Annotated in this window: 19 protein-coding genes; 11 read left to right on the top strand and 8 right to left on the bottom strand. The window is 60.1% G+C overall.

Features of this window, described 5'->3' with window-relative positions; all coding sequences use genetic code 11:
* Positions 1-2 precede the first annotated feature (2 nt).
* Positions 3-2135: a methylmalonyl-CoA mutase gene (gene scpA, locus FHT85_RS10225; RefSeq protein WP_112412377.1), complete on the bottom strand. Its 2133-nt coding sequence runs from the start codon at positions 2133-2135 to the stop codon at positions 3-5.
* 253 nt (positions 2136-2388) lie between these two features.
* The gene (locus FHT85_RS10230) at positions 2389-3738 is read right to left on the bottom strand and encodes a methylmalonyl-CoA mutase family protein (RefSeq protein ID WP_112412375.1); all 1350 of its coding nucleotides are present in this window, start codon (positions 3736-3738) and stop codon (positions 2389-2391) included.
* A gap of 171 nt (positions 3739-3909) precedes the next feature.
* Here FHT85_RS10230 and FHT85_RS10235 point away from each other — a divergent pair, with 171 nt between their 5' ends.
* The 5 genes from FHT85_RS10235 to FHT85_RS10255 all read left to right on the top strand — a co-directional run bounded on the left by FHT85_RS10235 (position 3910) and on the right by FHT85_RS10255 (position 7543).
* Complete coding sequence (locus tag FHT85_RS10235; RefSeq protein WP_041677288.1) at positions 3910-4713, top strand: L,D-transpeptidase; 804 nt, start codon at positions 3910-3912, stop codon at positions 4711-4713.
* A 161-nt stretch (positions 4714-4874) separates the two neighbouring features.
* A complete protein-coding gene (locus FHT85_RS10240) occupies positions 4875-5606 on the top strand; it encodes a L,D-transpeptidase family protein (RefSeq protein ID WP_015339157.1) in 732 nt (243 codons plus the stop codon).
* A 269-nt stretch (positions 5607-5875) separates the two neighbouring features.
* Positions 5876-6298 (top strand): organic hydroperoxide resistance protein, encoded by a 423-nt coding sequence (locus FHT85_RS10245; RefSeq protein ID WP_069613858.1) that lies wholly within the window; start codon positions 5876-5878, stop codon positions 6296-6298.
* Positions 6299-6429: 131 nt separating this feature from the next.
* The gene (locus FHT85_RS10250; RefSeq protein ID WP_112412374.1) at positions 6430-6813 is read left to right on the top strand and encodes an MbcA/ParS/Xre antitoxin family protein; all 384 of its coding nucleotides are present in this window, start codon (positions 6430-6432) and stop codon (positions 6811-6813) included.
* Positions 6773-7543: an RES family NAD+ phosphorylase gene (locus FHT85_RS10255; RefSeq protein ID WP_112412373.1), complete on the top strand. Its 771-nt coding sequence runs from the start codon at positions 6773-6775 to the stop codon at positions 7541-7543. Before FHT85_RS10250 ends, FHT85_RS10255 begins: the two co-directional genes overlap by 41 nt.
* Here FHT85_RS10255 and FHT85_RS10260 read toward each other — a convergent pair.
* Positions 7530-7976, bottom strand: a complete 447-nt coding sequence (locus tag FHT85_RS10260) for a MarR family winged helix-turn-helix transcriptional regulator (protein WP_112335582.1) — start codon at positions 7974-7976, stop codon at positions 7530-7532. The genes FHT85_RS10255 and FHT85_RS10260 overlap by 14 nt on opposite strands.
* A 71-nt stretch (positions 7977-8047) precedes the next feature.
* Between FHT85_RS10260 and FHT85_RS10265 the strand changes: the two genes are divergently transcribed.
* Positions 8048-8773, top strand: coding sequence for a DUF899 domain-containing protein (locus tag FHT85_RS10265; RefSeq protein ID WP_112412372.1), 726 nt, complete (start codon positions 8048-8050; stop codon positions 8771-8773).
* 218 nt (positions 8774-8991) lie between these two features.
* A complete protein-coding gene (locus tag FHT85_RS10270; RefSeq protein ID WP_112412371.1) occupies positions 8992-9768 on the top strand; it encodes a VOC family protein in 777 nt (258 codons plus the stop codon).
* A gap of 117 nt (positions 9769-9885) precedes the next feature.
* Here the strand turns inward: FHT85_RS10270 and FHT85_RS10275 are convergent, their stop codons facing one another.
* Positions 9886-11400 carry a helicase HerA-like C-terminal domain-containing protein gene (locus tag FHT85_RS10275; RefSeq protein WP_112412370.1) on the bottom strand — a complete coding sequence of 505 codons (1515 nt, stop codon included), beginning with the start codon at positions 11398-11400 and terminating at the stop codon, positions 9886-9888.
* Between the two features lie 324 nt (positions 11401-11724).
* Here FHT85_RS10275 and FHT85_RS10280 point away from each other — a divergent pair, with 324 nt between their 5' ends.
* A complete protein-coding gene (locus FHT85_RS10280; protein WP_112398226.1) occupies positions 11725-12120 on the top strand; it encodes a hypothetical protein in 396 nt (131 codons plus the stop codon).
* A gap of 138 nt (positions 12121-12258) precedes the next feature.
* Here FHT85_RS10280 and zwf read toward each other — a convergent pair whose 3' ends face one another.
* The 3 genes from zwf to FHT85_RS10295 all read right to left on the bottom strand — a co-directional run bounded on the left by zwf (position 12259) and on the right by FHT85_RS10295 (position 15820).
* On the bottom strand, positions 12259-13779 hold the full coding sequence (gene zwf, locus FHT85_RS10285) for a glucose-6-phosphate dehydrogenase (RefSeq protein ID WP_112412368.1): 1521 nt from the start codon (positions 13777-13779) through the stop codon (positions 12259-12261).
* A gap of 172 nt (positions 13780-13951) precedes the next feature.
* The gene (gene tam / locus FHT85_RS10290) at positions 13952-14722 is read right to left on the bottom strand and encodes a trans-aconitate 2-methyltransferase (protein ID WP_112412367.1); all 771 of its coding nucleotides are present in this window, start codon (positions 14720-14722) and stop codon (positions 13952-13954) included.
* Between the two features lie 57 nt (positions 14723-14779).
* On the bottom strand, positions 14780-15820 hold the full coding sequence (locus tag FHT85_RS10295) for a zinc-dependent alcohol dehydrogenase family protein (RefSeq protein ID WP_112398223.1): 1041 nt from the start codon (positions 15818-15820) through the stop codon (positions 14780-14782).
* Between the two features lie 305 nt (positions 15821-16125).
* On the opposite strand from FHT85_RS10295, the gene FHT85_RS10300 reads away from it, so the two are divergent.
* Positions 16126-17013 carry a branched-chain amino acid aminotransferase gene (locus tag FHT85_RS10300; protein ID WP_112412366.1) on the top strand — a complete coding sequence of 296 codons (888 nt, stop codon included), beginning with the start codon at positions 16126-16128 and terminating at the stop codon, positions 17011-17013.
* Positions 17014-17034: 21 nt separating this feature from the next.
* Here FHT85_RS10300 and FHT85_RS10305 read toward each other — a convergent pair whose 3' ends face one another.
* Positions 17035-17559, bottom strand: a complete 525-nt coding sequence (locus FHT85_RS10305) for a GNAT family N-acetyltransferase (protein WP_112335591.1) — start codon at positions 17557-17559, stop codon at positions 17035-17037.
* 142 nt (positions 17560-17701) lie between these two features.
* Here FHT85_RS10305 and FHT85_RS30815 point away from each other — a divergent pair, with 142 nt between their 5' ends.
* Both FHT85_RS30815 and FHT85_RS10310 read left to right on the top strand, forming a co-directional pair.
* Entirely contained in the window at positions 17702-17824 is a 123-nt protein-coding gene (locus FHT85_RS30815) for a hypothetical protein (protein ID WP_281409860.1), read from the top strand.
* Positions 17825-17894: 70 nt separating this feature from the next.
* Positions 17895-18146, top strand: a complete 252-nt coding sequence (locus FHT85_RS10310; protein ID WP_112335592.1) for a DUF1488 domain-containing protein — start codon at positions 17895-17897, stop codon at positions 18144-18146.
* The last annotated feature ends 4 nt before the right edge of the window (positions 18147-18150 follow it).

The following is an 18150-nucleotide window of genomic DNA, read 5'->3' on the forward strand; positions in this document are numbered from 1 at the left end:
GTTTACGCCAGAAGCTTCTCGATCAGTGCTGTCGCCGCTTCCGCAATCACGGTTCCGGGCGGGAAGATCGCGTCGGCGCCCGCTGCCTCCAGCGCCGCGAAATCCTGCGGCGGGATGACGCCGCCGACCGCAATCAGAATATTGCGGGCATGACGCCGGATGAGCGCCTCCTTCAATTCCGGCACTAGCGTCAGATGACCGGCGGCAAGCGACGATGCGCCGACGATGTCGACGCCTTCGCGCACGGCGACGTCGGCGACTTCCTCAGGCGTCTGGAACATCGCGCCGACGACGACATCGAAACCGAGATCGGCAAAGGCCGTAGCGATGACCTTCTGGCCGCGATCGTGTCCATCCTGGCCCATCTTGGCGATGAGGATGCGGGGCTTCTCGCCCCGCGCCCTGCGGAACGCCTCGATTTTGGCCACTGCTGTATTGAAGACTGGATCTTCGGAGCCGACTTCCTTGCGGTAGACGCCGGAGATGGTCCTAATCTCGGCGACATGACGTCCATAGGCTTTTTCGAGCGCCAGCGAGATTTCGCCGACGGTGGCTCTCGCCCTCGCAGCCTTGACGGCAAAATCGAGCAGATTGCCGGTGCCGTTTCGCGCGGCATCCGTTAAGGCATCCAGGGCCGTTTCGACGACGGCCGTCTCGCGGGTGCCCTTCAGCTGCTGCAGCTTGGAAAGCTGGCGTGCCCGCACCTCGGAATTCTCGACCTTCAGGACATCGACTTCGATATCCTGCACTGGTTTGGAAAAATTCACGCCGACCACGGTCTGATGGCCGCTGTCGATGCGCGCCTGAGTTCGGGCCGCGGCTTCCTCGATCCGTAGCTTCGGAATGCCCTTCTCGATCGCCTTCGCCATGCCGCCGAGCGCCTCGACCTCCTCGATATGGGCAAGGGCGCGGGCCGCAAGATCATGGGTCAGCCGCTCGACATAGGCCGAGCCGCCCCAGGGATCGATGATGCCTGTAGTCCCCGATTCCTTCTGCAGCAGGATCTGCGTGTTGCGGGCGATGCGGGCGGAATGATCCGTCGGTAGCGCCAGCGCCTCGTCGAAGGAATTGGTATGGAGCGATTGCGTATGCCCCTGCGTTGCCGCCATCGCCTCGACCATGGTGCGGATGATGTTGTTCATCGGATCCTGCGCCGTCAGCGACCAGCCGGAGGTCTGGCTGTGGGTCCTGAGCGCGAGGGATTTATGGTCCTTCGGCGCGAAATTCTTCTGCATCAGCGCCGCCCAGATCAGCCGTCCGGCGCGCATCTTGGCGACCTCCATGAAGAAGTTCATGCCGACGGCCCAGAAGAAGGAGAGGCGAGGGGCGAAGCTGTCGATATCGAGCCCGGCTGCGACGCCCGCCCGCGCATATTCGATGCCGTCGGCGATCGTATAGGCGAGCTCCAGATCCGCCGTCGCGCCTGCTTCCTGCATATGGTAGCCGGAGATCGAGATGGAGTTGAACTTCGGCATCCGCTGGCTGGTGTAGCTGAAGATGTCCGAAACGATCCGCATCGAGGGTTGGGGCGGATAGATATAGGTGTTTCGAACCATGAACTCCTTGAGGATGTCGTTCTGGATCGTGCCCGACAGCTTGTCTTCGGAAACGCCCTGTTCCTCCGCTGCGACGATATAAAGCGCCATGATCGGCAGCACCGCGCCGTTCATGGTCATCGAGACGCTCATCTCGTCGAGCGGAATGCCATCGAAGAGCTGGCGCATGTCGAGGATGGAATCGATCGCCACACCCGCCATGCCGACATCACCCGCCACCCGCGGATGATCACTGTCATAACCGCGGTGGGTGGCAAGATCGAAGGCGACCGAGAGCCCTTTCTGACCGGCGGCAAGATTGCGGCGGTAGAAGGCATTGGATTCTTCCGCCGTGGAGAAGCCGGCATATTGGCGGATGGTCCAGGGCTGCTGCACATACATTGTCGGATAAGGGCCGCGCACAAATGGTGCAGCGCCAGGATAGGTGTCCAAAAACTTCAGGCCGGCAAGGTCGCTTTCGCGGTAGGAGCGCTTGACGCTGATGCCTTCGGGAGTTTCCCAGGCTGGGGCGTCGATTGTTGGCGCCGTTGCCCGTGGCTTGGCCCAGGGGATGGTGGTGAAGTCGGGGATACGGGTCATTGAACCGGTGCCTTCGTGAATATGGAGGCTGCGTTACCCCCCTCTGTCGCTTTCGCGACATCTCCTCCACATGGGTGGAGATCAGAAGCCTGCGGAGCGTTTCTGCCGCAGAAAAATACCGCATCTGCGACAGCGAAGGTTGTCATTCCCGCTGGGATTAAATTCAAGCGTGAAACGATCTCTCCCCTTGTGGGGGAGATGTCACGCAGTGACAGAGGGGGGTGCGCAGTCTCCGCGGATGCGATATTCATTCTCATCCCTCCACCCCCTCATCCAACCGTACCGGCATCAACCCCATCCCACCGGCAATCGAACCCAAAGACCCCAAAACCGTCACCGGCGGTTCGGTCTTCATCGCAAACAGCGTCGTCCCCACGATCGGCTTGGCGATGCGGCTCTCGCGCGCCTCCGCAACCATCGCCGCCAGGCGACCGCTGGAAATGACCTTCGCCAATCCACCCTGGCCTTCGATCTCGATAAAGATATCCCAGGCCCGCTCGGCCAGTGCGTCGGTCAGCGTCTCGATGCCACCGGCTCCAGCGGCGGGATCGATGACATGATCGAGGTGGCTCTCCGCCACGAGGATCGTCTGCGTATTGCGCGCCAGACGCCGCGCCAGTGGATCGGGAATGCCGTGTGTCAGGCTGTGCGGCAGAACGGAGATCTCGTCGGCGCCGCCGACGCCGGCTGAAAAGACCGCGATCGTATTGCGCAGAATGTTCGTCTCCGGATCGAGGCGGGTCAGCATGCGATAGCTCGTCTCCGCAAAGAGATGCGCCGGCTGTGGATTGGCGACGCCGCAGGCCTCGGCGATCCGGGTAAAGATCAGCCGTGCGGCGCGCATCTTCGCAATCGTCGTGAACTGGTTCTGATCGGCCGAAAGGCAAAGGCTGGTTGCCGCAAGCGCTGCTTCCGGCGAAAGGCCGGCCTCTTCGAGCAATCTCAGATGACCGACGAGGCTTGCGGCCATGACCGCCAACTCCTGCACTTCGGTCCCGCCGGCATTATGCACCATGCGACCGTCTGCATTGACGATCGTCTCAGCCGGCTTCACTTCTTTGAAGTATTTGATGTCGCTCGAAAAATTGGCAAAATTTTCAGCTGCCAAGAAAGCGTCGAGTCCAAGATGCAAACTTTGGGAACCCCCATCAACAATCGAGGCTGCCATCATTTTCGCGACGCTGGAAGAAAAGCCATCGAGGCGCAGAGTTGTCGTCTTGGCGGATGCTGCCGCCAGCACTTCGGAAAAGATTGGCAACTGAGCATCCATGCCGATGCCGAAGGCCGAAGGGGAGCTGCTGGAGACGAGGCTGATACCGCTTGCGCCATTGGCAAGATCATCGCTGAGCTGCACCATTGCCCGCTCGAGGTCCGGATCGTCCATGCGCTGCATCACCGTCCAGGGCAGCTCGGCCCGCTGACGCGAGAGCGGAGCATAATCGCGCCGCCGCTCGTAAAGCGGCTGGATGGCGATGCCATCGTCCGTTCGCGATACCAGCGCTTCCTGGAAATCCTTGCCTTTCAACGCCCGTTCCACCAGCTTCAGCCAGGTCTTTTGGTCGGTGTGGCCGAAGATGCTCGGGTCGAGACTGTCGATATTCATGCGATCCTCCGTCCAACAATGATCTAGCTCATGATGCCGCATGGGAAAACAGAAGTTTGGTCGATCCGTGCAATATCTTCGCTCGCGCTATCTGGTGCTCGACGCCAGCCTCGCTCCAGCCGCGGCGGTCATTATGCGGCCGATCCGATGTGTCCCAACTGGTTTCCGAGAATGGTCGATCTGCTGCCCGTTTCCTATCGCCTGCTCGCTCTTGCCTCTCTGGCAGCATTGTCCGCCTGCAGCATCATTCCTGACACGGGCGCCACCGACCCTGATCGTTTCGTGCAGGAAACCACCCCGGTCTTCTATCGTCCCGAGGGTATCGAGCCGAACAGGGTAAAACGTCTGCCGGTGCAGCCTGTGCCGCAGGCGCGCGATCTCTTCCAGACGCAATTCCATCAGACCTATGGTCTGCCGACCTTCAATCCGGTGCATCAGGCCATGTATGCGCAGCGCAGCGAGGACGATTTCACGCTGCCGGCCATCCCGTATAAGCGCATCGACACGCGCTTCCTACGGCAGGAAGTGGACTACCAGACCAAGGAGCGCCCCGGCACTATCGTTGTCGATACGCGCGACCATTTCCTGTATTTCGTCGAGCCGGGTGGCAAGGCAATGCGCTATGGCGTCGGCCTCGGTGCTGCTGGATATGCCTGGCATGGCAGGGGCGTGATCCAGTGGAAGCAGAAATGGCCGCGCTGGACTCCGCCAGCCGAAATGGTCGCGCGCGACCCGCAGATCAGGCCGCTATCGGCCGAGCGCGGCGGCATGAATCCGGGGCCGACCAACCCGCTTGGCGCGCGTGCTCTGTACATCTATCAGGGCGGCCGGGATACGCTTTATCGGGTTCACGGTACGCCGGATTGGCAGTCGATCGGCAAGGCCGCATCCTCTGGGTGCGTTCGTATGCTCAACCAGGACGTGATGGATCTCTACAATCGAGTGCCTGAAAAGGCGGAAATTGTCGTTCTGTAGCAGTATTTTACCACAAATTTTCGTGATGTTGCATAAGTGCGATAGTCGGGATGATTAGCGCTCTTTAGTTTTGCCTCTGTCTCTGCGAACCTCTCGGGGAACCGAATCAGCCTGTTGATGCGGGTTTTCGCTTCCTCCACCAAAGGAACTATGCTGTCGACATGAGCCTTCCTTCATCCTTATCCCGACGTAATTTCCTCGCTCTTGCTGGTCTCGGCGCTGTTTCGACGCTTGCCAGCTGTGCCTCCACCATCAACAGCGGCCCCGTCGTCAGCCCGGTTCAATATACCGGCTCGCCGAGGCCGTTCCGCACCTGGTTCTCCAGCTATGACGGCGAGCAACCCGATCCGGCCGTAATCTACGCTTCCGTCGAGGATGGCGGCTTCATCATTCCGGCGGTTCCCTACCAGCAGATCGATCCGCGCTTCTATCGTCAGCGGGTGGTCGACCCCACCGGCGAGGCACCCGGCAGCGTGATCGTCAACACAACCCAGCGCATGCTCTATGTCACAGAGCAAGGGGGCACGGCGATGCGCTACGGCATCGGCGTTGGCCGCGAAGGCTTTGCCTGGCAGGGCCGGGGCGTCATCCAGTGGCGCAAGAAATGGCCGCGCTGGAATCCGCCGGATGAAATGGTCGCCCGCCAGCCGGAGCTTGTGAAATATTCCATCGCCAACGGCGGCATGGACCCGGGCCTGAAGAACCCGCTAGGAGCGCGTGCTCTCTATATTTTCGAGGATAAACAGGACTCGCTTTACCGCCTGCATGGCAACCCCGACTGGCGCTCCATCGGCAAGGCCGTTTCCTCTGGCTGCGTCCGTCTGCTGAACCAGGATGTCATCGATCTCTATGATCGCGTTCCAGAGCGGGCGCCGATCCTGGTCACTGCCTGATACCGCATCATTGAAAAAAGGGGCGTCACTGGCGCCCTTTTTTGTTTGCCGCCCTGACCGGAATTACCCGGTGCCCCAAAACCGCTGCCAACTTGACCCTCGGCTGCAGGCGCTGGTCGCGTAGACCGGCTCTCCGTTATATCACGCCATCGCTATCCTCGTATTGACGACATTGTCGCATTCACTTTCTCGAAACAATTGCAAAATATATATTGCGCGCGATTAAATCGCGATGTATATGAAATCCATCCAACCGAAGGAGACATGACATGCCTATTCTCTATACGACCAAAGCTTCCGCCACCGGTGGCCGCGCCGGCCATGCAGTTTCCGAAAATGGCGTCCTTGACGTTACGCTTACTGTTCCTAAGGAGCTCGGCGGTGATGGCGCTACCGGCACCAATCCGGAGCAGCTTTTTGCAGCCGGCTATTCCGCCTGCTTCCTGGGCGCTTTGAAATTTGTCGCAGGCCAGCAGAAGGTCAAGATTCCGGAAGATGCCAAGGTCACGGCCACTGTCGGCATCGGCCCGCGCGCAGATGGCACCGGCTTCGGCATCGAAGTGTCTCTGGCCGTTCATATCCCCGGCATGGACAAGGCCGAGGCTGAAAAGCTCGCCGCTGCCGCCCATATCGTATGCCCCTATAGCCACGCCATGCGCACCTCGACCGAAGTGCCGGTTGCTGTTGTTTGACGCGAAACGCGCCGCCGGTCGATTGAAGGCCGGAAATACGGAGCATATTGAAAAGGAGCGGCAGTTTGATCTGTCGCTCCTTTTCTTTTGCAAGAAAAATGCTATATCTTTTCTTAAGAAAGGAAGTAGCCATGATGAAAACCCAGGCAATAGGCCAGACGATGCCCGGCGAAGCACTCGTCATGACCAAGGCCGTCGTCAATGCTGCCGAAAGGCTGGGATTGAACGCCCGTATCCTGGCGGCCATCATCGGCGTGTCGGAGGCGACGGTGTCGCGCATGAAGCGGCAGGATCATCTGTTGGAGCGCGATAGCAAGCCTTTTGAACTTGCCGTGCTTCTTGTTCGTCTCTTCCGTTCGCTCGACGCTATCGTCGGCGGCGACGAGGCTGTGGCGCGGCAATGGCTGCGTAACGGCAATATCGCCTTTGGTGCAGCGCCGATCGACAAGATCGTCTCGATTTCTGGTTTGACCGATGTCCTTGCCTATCTGGACGCCCGCCGCGCTCTCGTCTGAGGCAAGGGCTATTTCCGGCCAATATTGGCGGCTGGTGGAATCGCAGCATCAGGTCTCGACGCTGAAGCTCGTGGACACGTTGGAGGAGCAGGCGCTCCTAGAAAGCATCCTGGAAGAAAGCAAGCCGGTTCTACCGCCTGAATGCGCCGGGCTTGACTATCTCCTTGCCACGCCCTTCCGCTATGGCGCGATCTATCCCCACGGTTCCCGTTTCCGTCGCGCCGGCCGCACGCTCGGAGTCTTCTACGCCTCGGAGCAGGTGGAGACGGCCCTGGCTGAAATGAGCTTCTATCGGCTGCTCTTCTTCCGTGATTCCCCCGATACGCCGTTGCCCGCCAATGCCGCCGAATATACCGCCTTTGCTGCTGCGATTGCGACGAAGGCAGCGATCGATCTGACCGCGTCTCCCTTGGATCGCGATCGGAAGCTGTGGACCGATCCGATCGACTACGAGGCTTGCCAGTCGCTTGCAGAGGCTGCGCGAGCCGGCGGCATCGAGGCAATCCTCTATCGTTCCGTCCGCGATCCCCGCGAAGGCATGAACATAGCGCTGCTGACGGCCAGAGCCTTCTCTGCCCGCGAACCCGTTGAACGCCAGACCTGGCGCATCCGGCTGTCGCGCGTCGGGGTACAGGCGCTGTGCGAATTCCCACGCCGCCGCATCGGCTTCGAAAGACAGGATTTCGAGGGCGATCCACGGCTATCTGAGGCGCAATTCAAAGCAGAATAGCAAGATCGCTGCGCAGGCGGTCACCGCTGCCGTCGGGCAGCCGCTCTTCGAGCGCGGCGTGCGTCGTCTTCCAGATTGGCACGGCGGCGGCGAGTGCTGCCTTGCCGGATGGGGTGAGGCTGAGCAGGCGGGCGCGTCGATCTTTTGGATTCGGCATGATATTGACCCACCCCCGCCGTTCCAGTGGCTTTAAGGCGGCCGTCAGCGTCGTCTGGTCTATTGCCAGGAGTGCTGTGACCGATCCCATGGATGCCGGCACGGGCCGGTTCAGGGACATCATCAGGGAGAACTGGCCGTTGGTAAGGCCGAACGGCCGCAGCGCCTCGTCAAAGCGACGGGCAAGAGCGCGCGCTGCTCGCTGAACATGCAGGCATAGGCAGGTGTCGCGCACTAACAGCGTGGTTTCAAAGGGGATTTCGACTGCGTTTGACATGATTCATTAATATTGATATCAATATATTTGTCAAGATTTGGGAATGAAAACGCCGGAGGAGGGCGCGGACAATGAACCAGGTCGTTTCCAGGGACGTGTGGCTGGATGCCCGCCGTCAACTGCTCGCCAGGGAAAAGGAGGCCACGCATCTTCGCGATCGCGTCAATGCGGAACGCCTGGCCTTGCCTTGGGTAAAGGTCGAGAAGGACTATGTTTTCGACACATCGGCCGGCAAGAGGACACTTGCAGATCTCTTCGACGGCCGCAGCCAGCTCATCATTTATCACTTCATGCTCGGCCCGGACTGGGATGCCGGATGCACCGGCTGCTCCTTCCTTGCCGATCATTTCGATGGAACGCTTCCGCATCTCAACCATCACGATGTCACGCTGGTCGCCGTTGCCCGCGCGCCAATCGAAAAGATAGAGGCCTACAAGAAACGCATGGGCTGGAAGTTCCCATGGGTGTCGTCCTTCTCCAACGATTTCAATTTCGACTATCACGTCTCTTTCACCAAAGAGCAGCTTGCCGGTGAAAAGGTGTTCTATAATTTCAACGATATGAACGCCGCCGACGGCAACGACGAGTTGCCTGGTCTCAGCGCCTTCTACAAGGATGAAGCCGGCAATATCTTCCACACCTATTCCAGCTATGCCCGCGGCGGCGAGGAAATGATCGGTACGCTGATGATCCTCGACAATGCGCCGAAGGGCCGGAATGAAGGCCACACCATGGATTTCGTGCGACGCCACGACGAATATCAGGAGGCGGCGAAGGCGGGCTCCTGCTGCCATTGAAGCATGACGAGACTGCCAAATTTACGTCATGCGGCGCAAGGGGTCGAATTATTTCTCCTTGCGCCTAGTTAAGACCTGGAGCCTGCTCGCCAGGAAGCGACGGATCAACCGATTGACCATCGTTCGGCCGTCACGTTCATCGGCCATCATGTACCTGCGTCGACATCAGGCTCAGGATGAGACGGATGACCGTCACAATCACAATAGGGAGAGAGATCATGGCAGAGAAGGGATATTTTGTCTGGTACGAGCTGATGACGACGGACATGAAGGCGGCGGAAGCCTTCTATACCAAAGTCGTCGGCTGGGATGCGGCGGATGCCGGCATGCCTGATGTCGGCATGGACTATACATTGTTCAGCGCCGGCGCCGGCCCCGTTGCCGGTTTGATGATCCTGCCCGACGAGGCGAAGGCCATGGGCACGCCGCCCTGCTGGACCGGCTATATCGGTGTTCCCAATGTCGATGAAGCCACCAAGACCGTTGTCGCCAAGGGCGGCAAGACCTATCGCGAGCCCATGGATATTCCGGGCGTCGGCCGATTCTCCGTCGTCTCCGATCCCTACGGCGCTGCCTTCTGCCTGTTCACGCCGCTGCCGGGCCAGGATTGGGAGCCGCCTGCTCCTGCGACGCCGGGCTATTTCGGCTGGCACGAGCTCTATTCCAACGATGGCCCGAAGGCCTTCGATTTCTATAGTGCGATGTTCGGCTGGGAGCTGAGCTCCGATTTCGACATGGGGCCGATGGGCAAGTATAAGATCTTCAAGATCGGCGATCGCGACTTCGGCGGGATCATGACCAAGCCCGCGGAAATGCCGATGGCTGCCTGGAATTTCTATATCAACGTCCCGGCGATCGACGCTGCAATCACCCGTATCACGGAAGGCGGCGGCAGGATCGTCAACGGCCCTATGGAGGTCCCCGGCGGCAGCTGGATCGTCCAGGCGACCGATCCTCAGGGCGCGTTCTTCTCGTTGGTTGCGCCGGTACGGTAGTTTTTAACCTCCTCCTTGAGGGGGAGGGTTCGCCCATAGGGCCGGGGTGGGGTGATCACCAAGTTTGCGGTGTGTCACCCCCACCCGCGGCGTCGCCCTCAAGGGGGAGGTGTTGACCTACCGCTTCAGGCTGCCGAGGATGCCGCGCACCAGCGCCCGCCCCACCTGCGTTGCCACCGTGCGGGCCATGCTTTTCATCGTCGCTTCCAGGATCGTCTCGCGCTGATAGCCCGAACGGCCGCGGCTTGCCGGCTTGCTGCTGTCGCCGCCGAAGCCGGGCAAGGTCCAGCCGTCGCCGGCACTCTCGCTCTCCGACGCAGCCGCTTTACGTGCCCGCTCGGTCAGGATCTCATAGGCGGATTCGCGGTCGATCGTCTGGTCATAGACGCCGGCAACCGGACTGCCGTTGATGATGGCCTGGCGCTCGCCATCGGTGACGGGGCCGATACGGCCCGATGGCGGGCGGATCAGCGTGCGTTCGACGACGGACGGCGCACCCTTGCCCTCGAGCATCGACACCAGCGCCTCGCCAGTGCCGAGCGTCGTGATGACGGTGGCGCAATCGAAGGCCGGATTGGGCCGGAATGTCGAGGCTGCTGTCTGCACGGCCTTCTGCTCGCGCGGCGTATAGGCGCGAAGCGCATGCTGCACGCGATTGCCGAGCTGCGCCAGCACCGTTTCCGGTACGTCGAGCGGGTTCTGGGTGACGAAATAGACGCCGACGCCCTTGGAGCGGATCAGGCGCACCACCTGCTCGACACGCTCGATCAGCACCTTCGGCGCGTCGTTGAAGAGCAGATGCGCCTCATCGAAGAAGAAGACCAGCTTCGGCTTTTCCGGATCACCGACTTCGGGCAATTCCTCGAACAGTTCTGAGAGCAGCCACAGCAGGAAGGTGGCATAGAGGCGCGGGTTCATCATCAGCTTGTCGGCTGCAAGCACCGAGACCTGCCCGTATCCGTCATTGCTGACCCGCATGATGTCGGAGATTTTCAGCGCCGGTTCGCCGAAGAAGTTTTCCGCGCCCTGCTGCTCGAGCACGAGCATTGCCCGCTGGATTGAGCCGACAGAGGATTTTGAGATCAGGCCGTATTTGCTGGAAAGCTCGCTTGCATTGTCACCCATATAGTTCAGCAGCGCCTGTAGGTCCTTGAGATCGAGCAGCGCCAGGCCGTTCTCATCGGCGATCTTGAAGGCGATGTTGAGCACGCCTTCCTGTGCCTCGGACGCATCCATCAAGCGCGCCAGCAGCAGCGGCCCCATCTCGGCGATGGTGGTGCGCACGCGATGGCCTTTTTCACCATAGAGATCCCAGAAGATGACCGGGAATTGATCGAATTCATAGGGTGAGAGACCGATTTCTTCGGCGCGCTTCAGCAGGAAATCCTTTGGCTCGCCCTTGACGGCGATGCCGGAGAGATCGCCCTTGATGTCGGCACAGAAAACGGGCACGCCGGCCTTGGAAAATCCTTCCGCCAGCACCTGCAGCGTTACCGTCTTGCCGGTGCCGGTCGCGCCGGTGACAAGACCGTGGCGGTTGCCGAATTTCAGCGTCAGGAACTCGTCCTTATTGATGCTTTCATCGGGGTTGCGGCTCGCGCCGACGAAAATCTGTCCATCCTGCTGCTGCATAGTGTCGTCTCCCTTAGAGCATGGTGCCGAAAAGTGTCACCGGTTTTCGGCTTTATGCTCTACCTATTTGATTCTAGTACCGGATGATTTTGGATCGAATCGATCCAAAATCATCCGGTACTAGGGCGGCGGCACAGCAGCGTTTCAAGGCTGCCAGGGCCATTCATCGATTTGTCCTGACACTGTTATAAGAACTCGCATGAAGAGGGACAACCATTCGCTTCAAGGTTCCGCTTCTGGTAGAATGTTGACCTCCGGCGCGGCTTGTGTCGGTTGCTTCATTCAGTTACGTTGACGTTAACGTTATAAAGGCAGGAGGCCACAGTGAACGAAGTTATTGATCAGATTGCGACCAAAGCCGGCATCGCTCCCGACCTTGCGGAAAAGGCCGTTGGCATGATTCTCGGTTTCCTGCAGCGCGAAGCTCCGGATGGTCCCGTCACCAAGATGATCGAATCCATTCCCGGCGCCTCCGATCTCGTTGCGCAATATAACGGCGAGGAAACGGGTGGCGGTGGCCTGCTCGGCGGCCTCCTCAGCGCAGTCGGCGGCGGTGGCGGCCTGATGGCGCTCGGCCAGCAGCTGATGAGCAGTGGTCTCAGCATGGGTGAGATCAGCTCGCTCGCCAAGGAAACGATCGCAACCGCCCGGCAGCACGCCGGCGACGAGGTAGTCGACCAGGTCGTCAATTCCGTCCCGGGCCTGCACCAGTTCATTTGAGGCCGCTATTGCCTTGAAAAGAAAGCCGCCGGCCAAATCCCGGCGGCTTTTTGTTGTTCAGAAAGCAGGACCGACCTCGCCACGCTGCGCCCCATAAAAGGCAGGCAGTCGGCCTCTATCCGCTGATCTTCTTCAGCGTTAGAATTTCCTGCCTTTCGGTATCCCATCGATCTCATGCCATTTGCGGCCGTCGCGTTCGATGAGTTCGTCGGCGCAGGCCGGGCCTGTGCTGCCGGGGGCGTAAGGATCGGGTTTGCCGCCTTCTGCCCAGAGGTCGAGGAAGGGCTGCACGGCCGCCCAACCGGCTTCGATGCCGTCGGCGCGCTGGAAGAGCGTCTGGTCGCCAACGAAGAGTTCGTAGAACAGGCTTTCGTAGCCGGTCTGCTTGCCGATGTCGAAACTGTCGGCATAGCGGAAATCGAGCGAAACCGGCGCGGTTTTCAGCACCAGCCCCGGCGATTTGATCGAGATTTCCATATCGAGCCCTTCGTCGGGCTGCACCTGGATGATGAGCCTGTTCGGCGGCAATTCGGGGCGGGATTCGTGGCGCGGGAACTGGGCGAAGGGCACCGGCCGGAAGGTGATGACCACTTCCGTGTCCCGCGCCTTCATCGCCTTGCCCGTGCGCAGGTAGAAGGGCACGCCGGCCCAGCGCCAGGTATCGACTAGGAGTTTCAGCGCCACGAAGGTTTCGGTGTTGCTGTCGGGCGCGACATCGGGTGTCTGGGTAAAGGCCGGCAGATCCCTGCCGGCAATCGGGCCGGCCGTATAGGCGCCGCGTACGCCGTTCTTGATTGCCTCATCCCGCGAGTACACGCGCAAGGCCTTCAGGACCTTGCCCTTCTCATTGCGGATGGATTCGGCATCGAAGCTGTTCGGCGGTTCCATCGCCACCATCGCCAGCAGCTGGAAGAGGTGGTTCGGCACCATGTCGCGCAGCGCGCCGGTCGCATCGTAGAATTTGCCGCGCGTGCCGACGTCCACGAGTTCTGCCGCCGTGATCTGCACGTGGTCGATATAGTTGTTGTTCCACAGTGCCTCGATCATCATGTTGGCGAAGCGCGTCGTCATGATGTTCTGCACCGTTTCCTTGCCGAGGAAATGGTCGATGCGATAGATCTGGCTTTCGGACACATGGTTCAGCAGCCGCGCATTCAAAGCCTGTGCCGAGGCAAGGTCGTGGCCGAAGGGTTTTTCGATCGCGATGCGACGGAAAGCCCCGGTTGCTTCATTCATCAGTCCGTTTTCGGAGAGTTTCTCGGCGATATCGCCGAAGAAGCGCGGTGGCACGGCGAAATAAAAGGCTGCGTTGGCGCTCGGCGCATGCGAGAGATAATCCGAAATCTCCTTGTAGACGCCGTTCTGGGTGAAATCGCCGGAGATGTAGCTGATGCGCTTGCGCAGGCTCTGCCATGCTGCCTGCCGCTCCGGATCGTCCATGTCGCCTGATGTCTTCAGGAACGATTCCAGACGATCGAGCAGCATGTCGGCGCCGCCGGTCTCGATGCCGACGCCGAGAATATGCAAGTCCTCGCCGATAAGCCCGCTGCGGGTCATGTTGATCAGCGTCGGGATCAGCAGGCGCCGGGTGAGATCGCCGGCGGCGCCGAAGATCACGAATGTCAGCGGCGGGGCCGGTGCGACGTCGGGGGTGCTCATGCGCGGATCTCCTTCTGGAGGCCATATTCGGGGCTTCTGGACGACATCGACTATCTCCTCGGAGCTGTTGTTGTTTCAGCTTTGGCTTGTCATGTTCTAGCTCGGGCTGGCGCCGGTTGTCGATGGGATCGACGCACCGCCGCCAACACGCATTTCGGGGCTGATAGATAACCTATTTCTTCACCGCGACCAGGAAGAGCCGCGGGAAGCGCAACAGCACCTTGCCGTCGACAAGCGGCGGATAGGCTTTTTCGATATGCTTCAGATATTCGGCGATGAACGCATCGCGATGCTCGTCGCCGGCATGGTCGAGATAGGGGCGCAGGCCCGTGCCCTTCACCCATTCGACGATCGCTGCTGCGTTTTCCAGCACGTGATTGTAGTTGGTGTGCCAGATATCGACCCGGACGGACTTGCCGATCAGCCTGTTATAATAGACCGAGGGCGCAGGCAGAGGATTGCGGCGTACGCTCCTCTTCGCAAAGGCCTCGCTCCAGGGACCATTCTTGGCCGTTTCCTCCATCATCAGATGGCTCTGTTCGGTCAGATTGTCGGGCATCTGCACGGCAAGCACGCCGCCGGGCTTCAGTCCGTCCATCAGATGATCGAGAATATTGAGGTGGTTCGGAAGCCACTGAAACACGGCGTTGGCGAAAAGCAGGTCCACGGGTTTTTGCGGCCGCCATGTGGCGAGATCCGCCTTGACGAAGCTTGTGCCGGGCAAGCGCTTGCGCGCCGCCTCCAGCATGTTGTCGTCGCTATCGAGGCCGGAGACGCCGGCAGCACCATAGCGCTCGATGATCAGCTCGGTCGAATTGCCGGGGCCGCAACCGAGGTCGATCGCGCGTTCGATACGATCCAGCGGCACCTGCGCCAAGAGATCGCGTGCCGGGCGCGTGCGGTCATCTTCGAATTTCAGATATTGGCCGGCAGACCATGCCATGAGCGTTTCCTCTTTCTGGATTGCCGTTTCCCCCGATGCGCATAGCACCGGGATATATCAGAACCGTGTAATGACGCTGATCCCCTTGCCCTCAGCCTTATCGAGCGACATCAGCGCCGGAACGGCTTCTTCCAGGCTGATCCTGCGGCCGATAAGCTTCTGCGGCGCGATCTTGCCCGCGGCGAGCATGTCGAGCATGGCATCATAGCGCCAGGCCTGCATGCCGTGGCTGCCGTAGATTTCCAGCTCGTGGCCGATGACCTGAGCCATCGGAATCTGCGGCGTCGCATAATCACCGAGCATGAGACCAACCTGCACATGCCGGCCGCGGCGACGCAGGTTTTTGATGGAATTGAAGCAGGTCGTGGGATGGCCGAGCGCGTCGATTGAGACATGCGCGCCGCCCTTGGTGATCTCGCGTACGGCCTCGGCCACATCGGCGACCTCGGCCGCATTGATCGTGGCGACAGCACCGCATTCGCGCGCGAAGGCGAGCTTCCCGTCGGAAATGTCGATGGCGATGGCGTTGGCGCCAAGGGCGCTCGCGATCATGATCGCCGACAGGCCGACGCCGCCGCAGCCATGAACGGCGATCCATTCACCGGGACGGGTCTTGGCTTGGTCGGCAACAGCGCGGAAGGAGGTGGCGAAGCGGCAGCCGAGGCTCGCCGCCGTTGCGTCATCGACTGTGTCTGGCAGATGGACGAGATTGGTGTCGGCATAGTCGATCGCGACATATTCGGCAAAGGAGCCCCAATGGGTGAAGCCGGGCTGGAATTGGCTCGGGCAGACCTGCTGGTTGCCGGAATGGCATTCGGCGCAATGGCCGCAACCCGACACGAAGGGAACGGTGACGCGATCGCCGACCTTGAAACGGACGACGCCGCGCCCGGTCGCGACCACCTTGCCGGCAAGCTCGTGGCCCGGCACATGGGGCAGCTTTATATCCGGATCATGCCCCATCCAGCCATGCCAGTCGCTGCGGCAGAGCCCCGTCGCGCCCACGGCGATAACCGCGCCATCTTCGCCCGGTGTCGGATCTGACAGGGTGCGGATTTCGGGCGTTGCCTCGAAGGCCTCGTAATACATGGCTTTCATGGGGTTCTTCCTGTCTCTTGACGTTTCCTACGGTTCATCACTTTTCCTGATGGATCTATTCGTCAAGTTGTTGTTTCGACGCATGAAAATTGCGTTATGAATGCGGTATCGGGCGCTTTGTTGCAAATGAATTTTACCGCGTAGTTTCCGCTTGACCCTAGGATTATGCGGCTATTTGGTCTTTGCCACCTAAAGCAATTCCAGGAAAAGCGCTGAGCGCTTTTCCTGGAATTGCGAGAAAACAAAAAGATGGAGCGGTTCCGCGATCCGGCGAAAGCTGAACCGATCAAAGGGAGGAAACCACCATGGCAGTCGATACGTCGCCCCGAACCACCACCTGGACCTATGTCGAAGGAGAATGGCTTTCCGGCAATCCGCCGCTGATCGGGCCGACTTCGCATGCCATGTGGCTTGGCTCGACCGTGTTCGATGGTGCCCGCTGGTTCGATGGCATCGCCCCTGATCTCGACCTCCATTGCCAGCGCATTAACCGCTCCGCCATTGCGATGGGCCTGAAGCCGGTGAAGACGGCTGAAGAGATCGAGGCGCTCGCCTGGGAAGGCATCAAGAAATTCGACGGCAAGACGCCGATCTATATCAAGCCGATGTATTGGGGCGAGCATGGTTCGCCGGGCAGCGTCGTTGCCGTCGATGCGGAATCGACGCGTTTCGCGCTCTGCCTGTTCGAGGCGCCGCTTGGTGGCAATGGCGGCATCACGCTCACCGTCTCGCCCTTCCGCCGCCCATCGCCGGAGACGGCGATGACCGACGCCAAGGCCGGCTCGCTCTATCCGAACAGCGGCCGCATGATCCTGGAGGCGAGGGGCCGCGGTTTCAACAATGCGCTCGTGCGCGACATGAACGGCAACGTCGTCGAGACGGCATCGTCGAACGTTTTCATGGTCAAGGACGGCATCGTCTATACGCCGGTCGCCAATCGCACCTTCCTTGCCGGCATCACCCGCGCCCGCGTCATCGGCCTGCTGCGCCAGGAAGGCTTCGACGTGCGCGAGGAAACCTTGTCCGTCGAGCAATTCATGGGCGCCGACGAAATCTTCACGACCGGCAACTATTCCAAGGTCGTCAGCGTCAATCGCCTGGATGATCGCGAATTCCAGGAAGGGCCAGTCGCCCGCAAGGCGCTGGAACTCTATATGGATTGGGCGCACGGACGCAGCGCCAGCGAAGAATAGTCAGGCCTGACAGGTTACAATCTATCGAGCTTCGAAAGCGTCCCTGGTCATCTGATAGGACGCAAAGGGCTGGCCGAGATACGTTGTCTCGCGCGTCGGGGACAGGCCGAGCTTTTCGGCGACGCGCATCGAAGCGGTGTTGCCGGGTGCGATATCGGCAATCAGCCGTTCGAGGCCAAGTGTTCCGAAAGCATGCGTGAGAACCGGCCTTGCCGCTTCCGTGGCATAGCCTTTACCCCAGGAGAACCTGTTTAACCGCCAGCCAATCTCGATGTCTGGCCCTACTGCGTCGACAGGGATCAGTAAAATCCAGCCGAGAAATTGCTTCGGATCCTCCTTGGCGAAGATTGACCAATAGCCGAGGCCATCACCGAAATCAGCCTCCATGCGGCTCGTCAGGAATAGTCGGTGTGCCTCCGGATCGCCCCACGGCCCCGGAATGAATCTCGTCACCTCCGGATCGCGATCCATGGCGAGGCAATCGTCGATGTCCGCCAAGGTGCGCGGGCGCAGGATCAGGCGGCCAGTTTCAAAAGTCGGAAGCACTGCTGTTCTCCAAGACTATCGAGATAAGGCGAAGATCCCAGACAGATATTATTGAAGCGCAAACCCAATCCAAATTAAACGGCGCGAAGGGGGCTTTTGTGATATTGTGATCTCGGTTGGCAAAACCCTTAAGGAGGCCGCCATGAAAATCTCTCTTCCTGCGTCTGTCTATCTCTTCGACTATTACAGGGCTTTCCTCCAGCTCTGCGTCGTGTTGGCGATTGCCTTCGTCGTCTATTCGACGCTGTTCGGATTGACCTGGTGAAGTCGGAAGCAATTGAAACCGTCGGCCTTAATCAGGCCGCCGGGTCCGTTTTGTTTAGAGGTAGTCGACGATGAGCCTGAGCTTTCCCAATCGCAGCCGCAGTTACGACGCTTCGGCGAGGCGTATCCGTTTCACCGGCTATGACGGCATGTTCGAGGTTTCGTTTCTGGTCGACGCGGATGTTTTCCCGGGTTCGCATACCGAAGCCGGATATCTTGCCGCCTTCGATGACGGACGAGACGCGATCCAGAAGGTCGCCGCCAGAGCCTACGGCCATGCCCGACGGCGCCTGTACGTCCTGACCGCTAGCGATTTTCGCTGACGAG

This window comes from Rhizobium sp. BK312 (assembly GCF_014193605.1).
GTDB lineage: Bacteria > Pseudomonadota > Alphaproteobacteria > Rhizobiales > Rhizobiaceae > Rhizobium.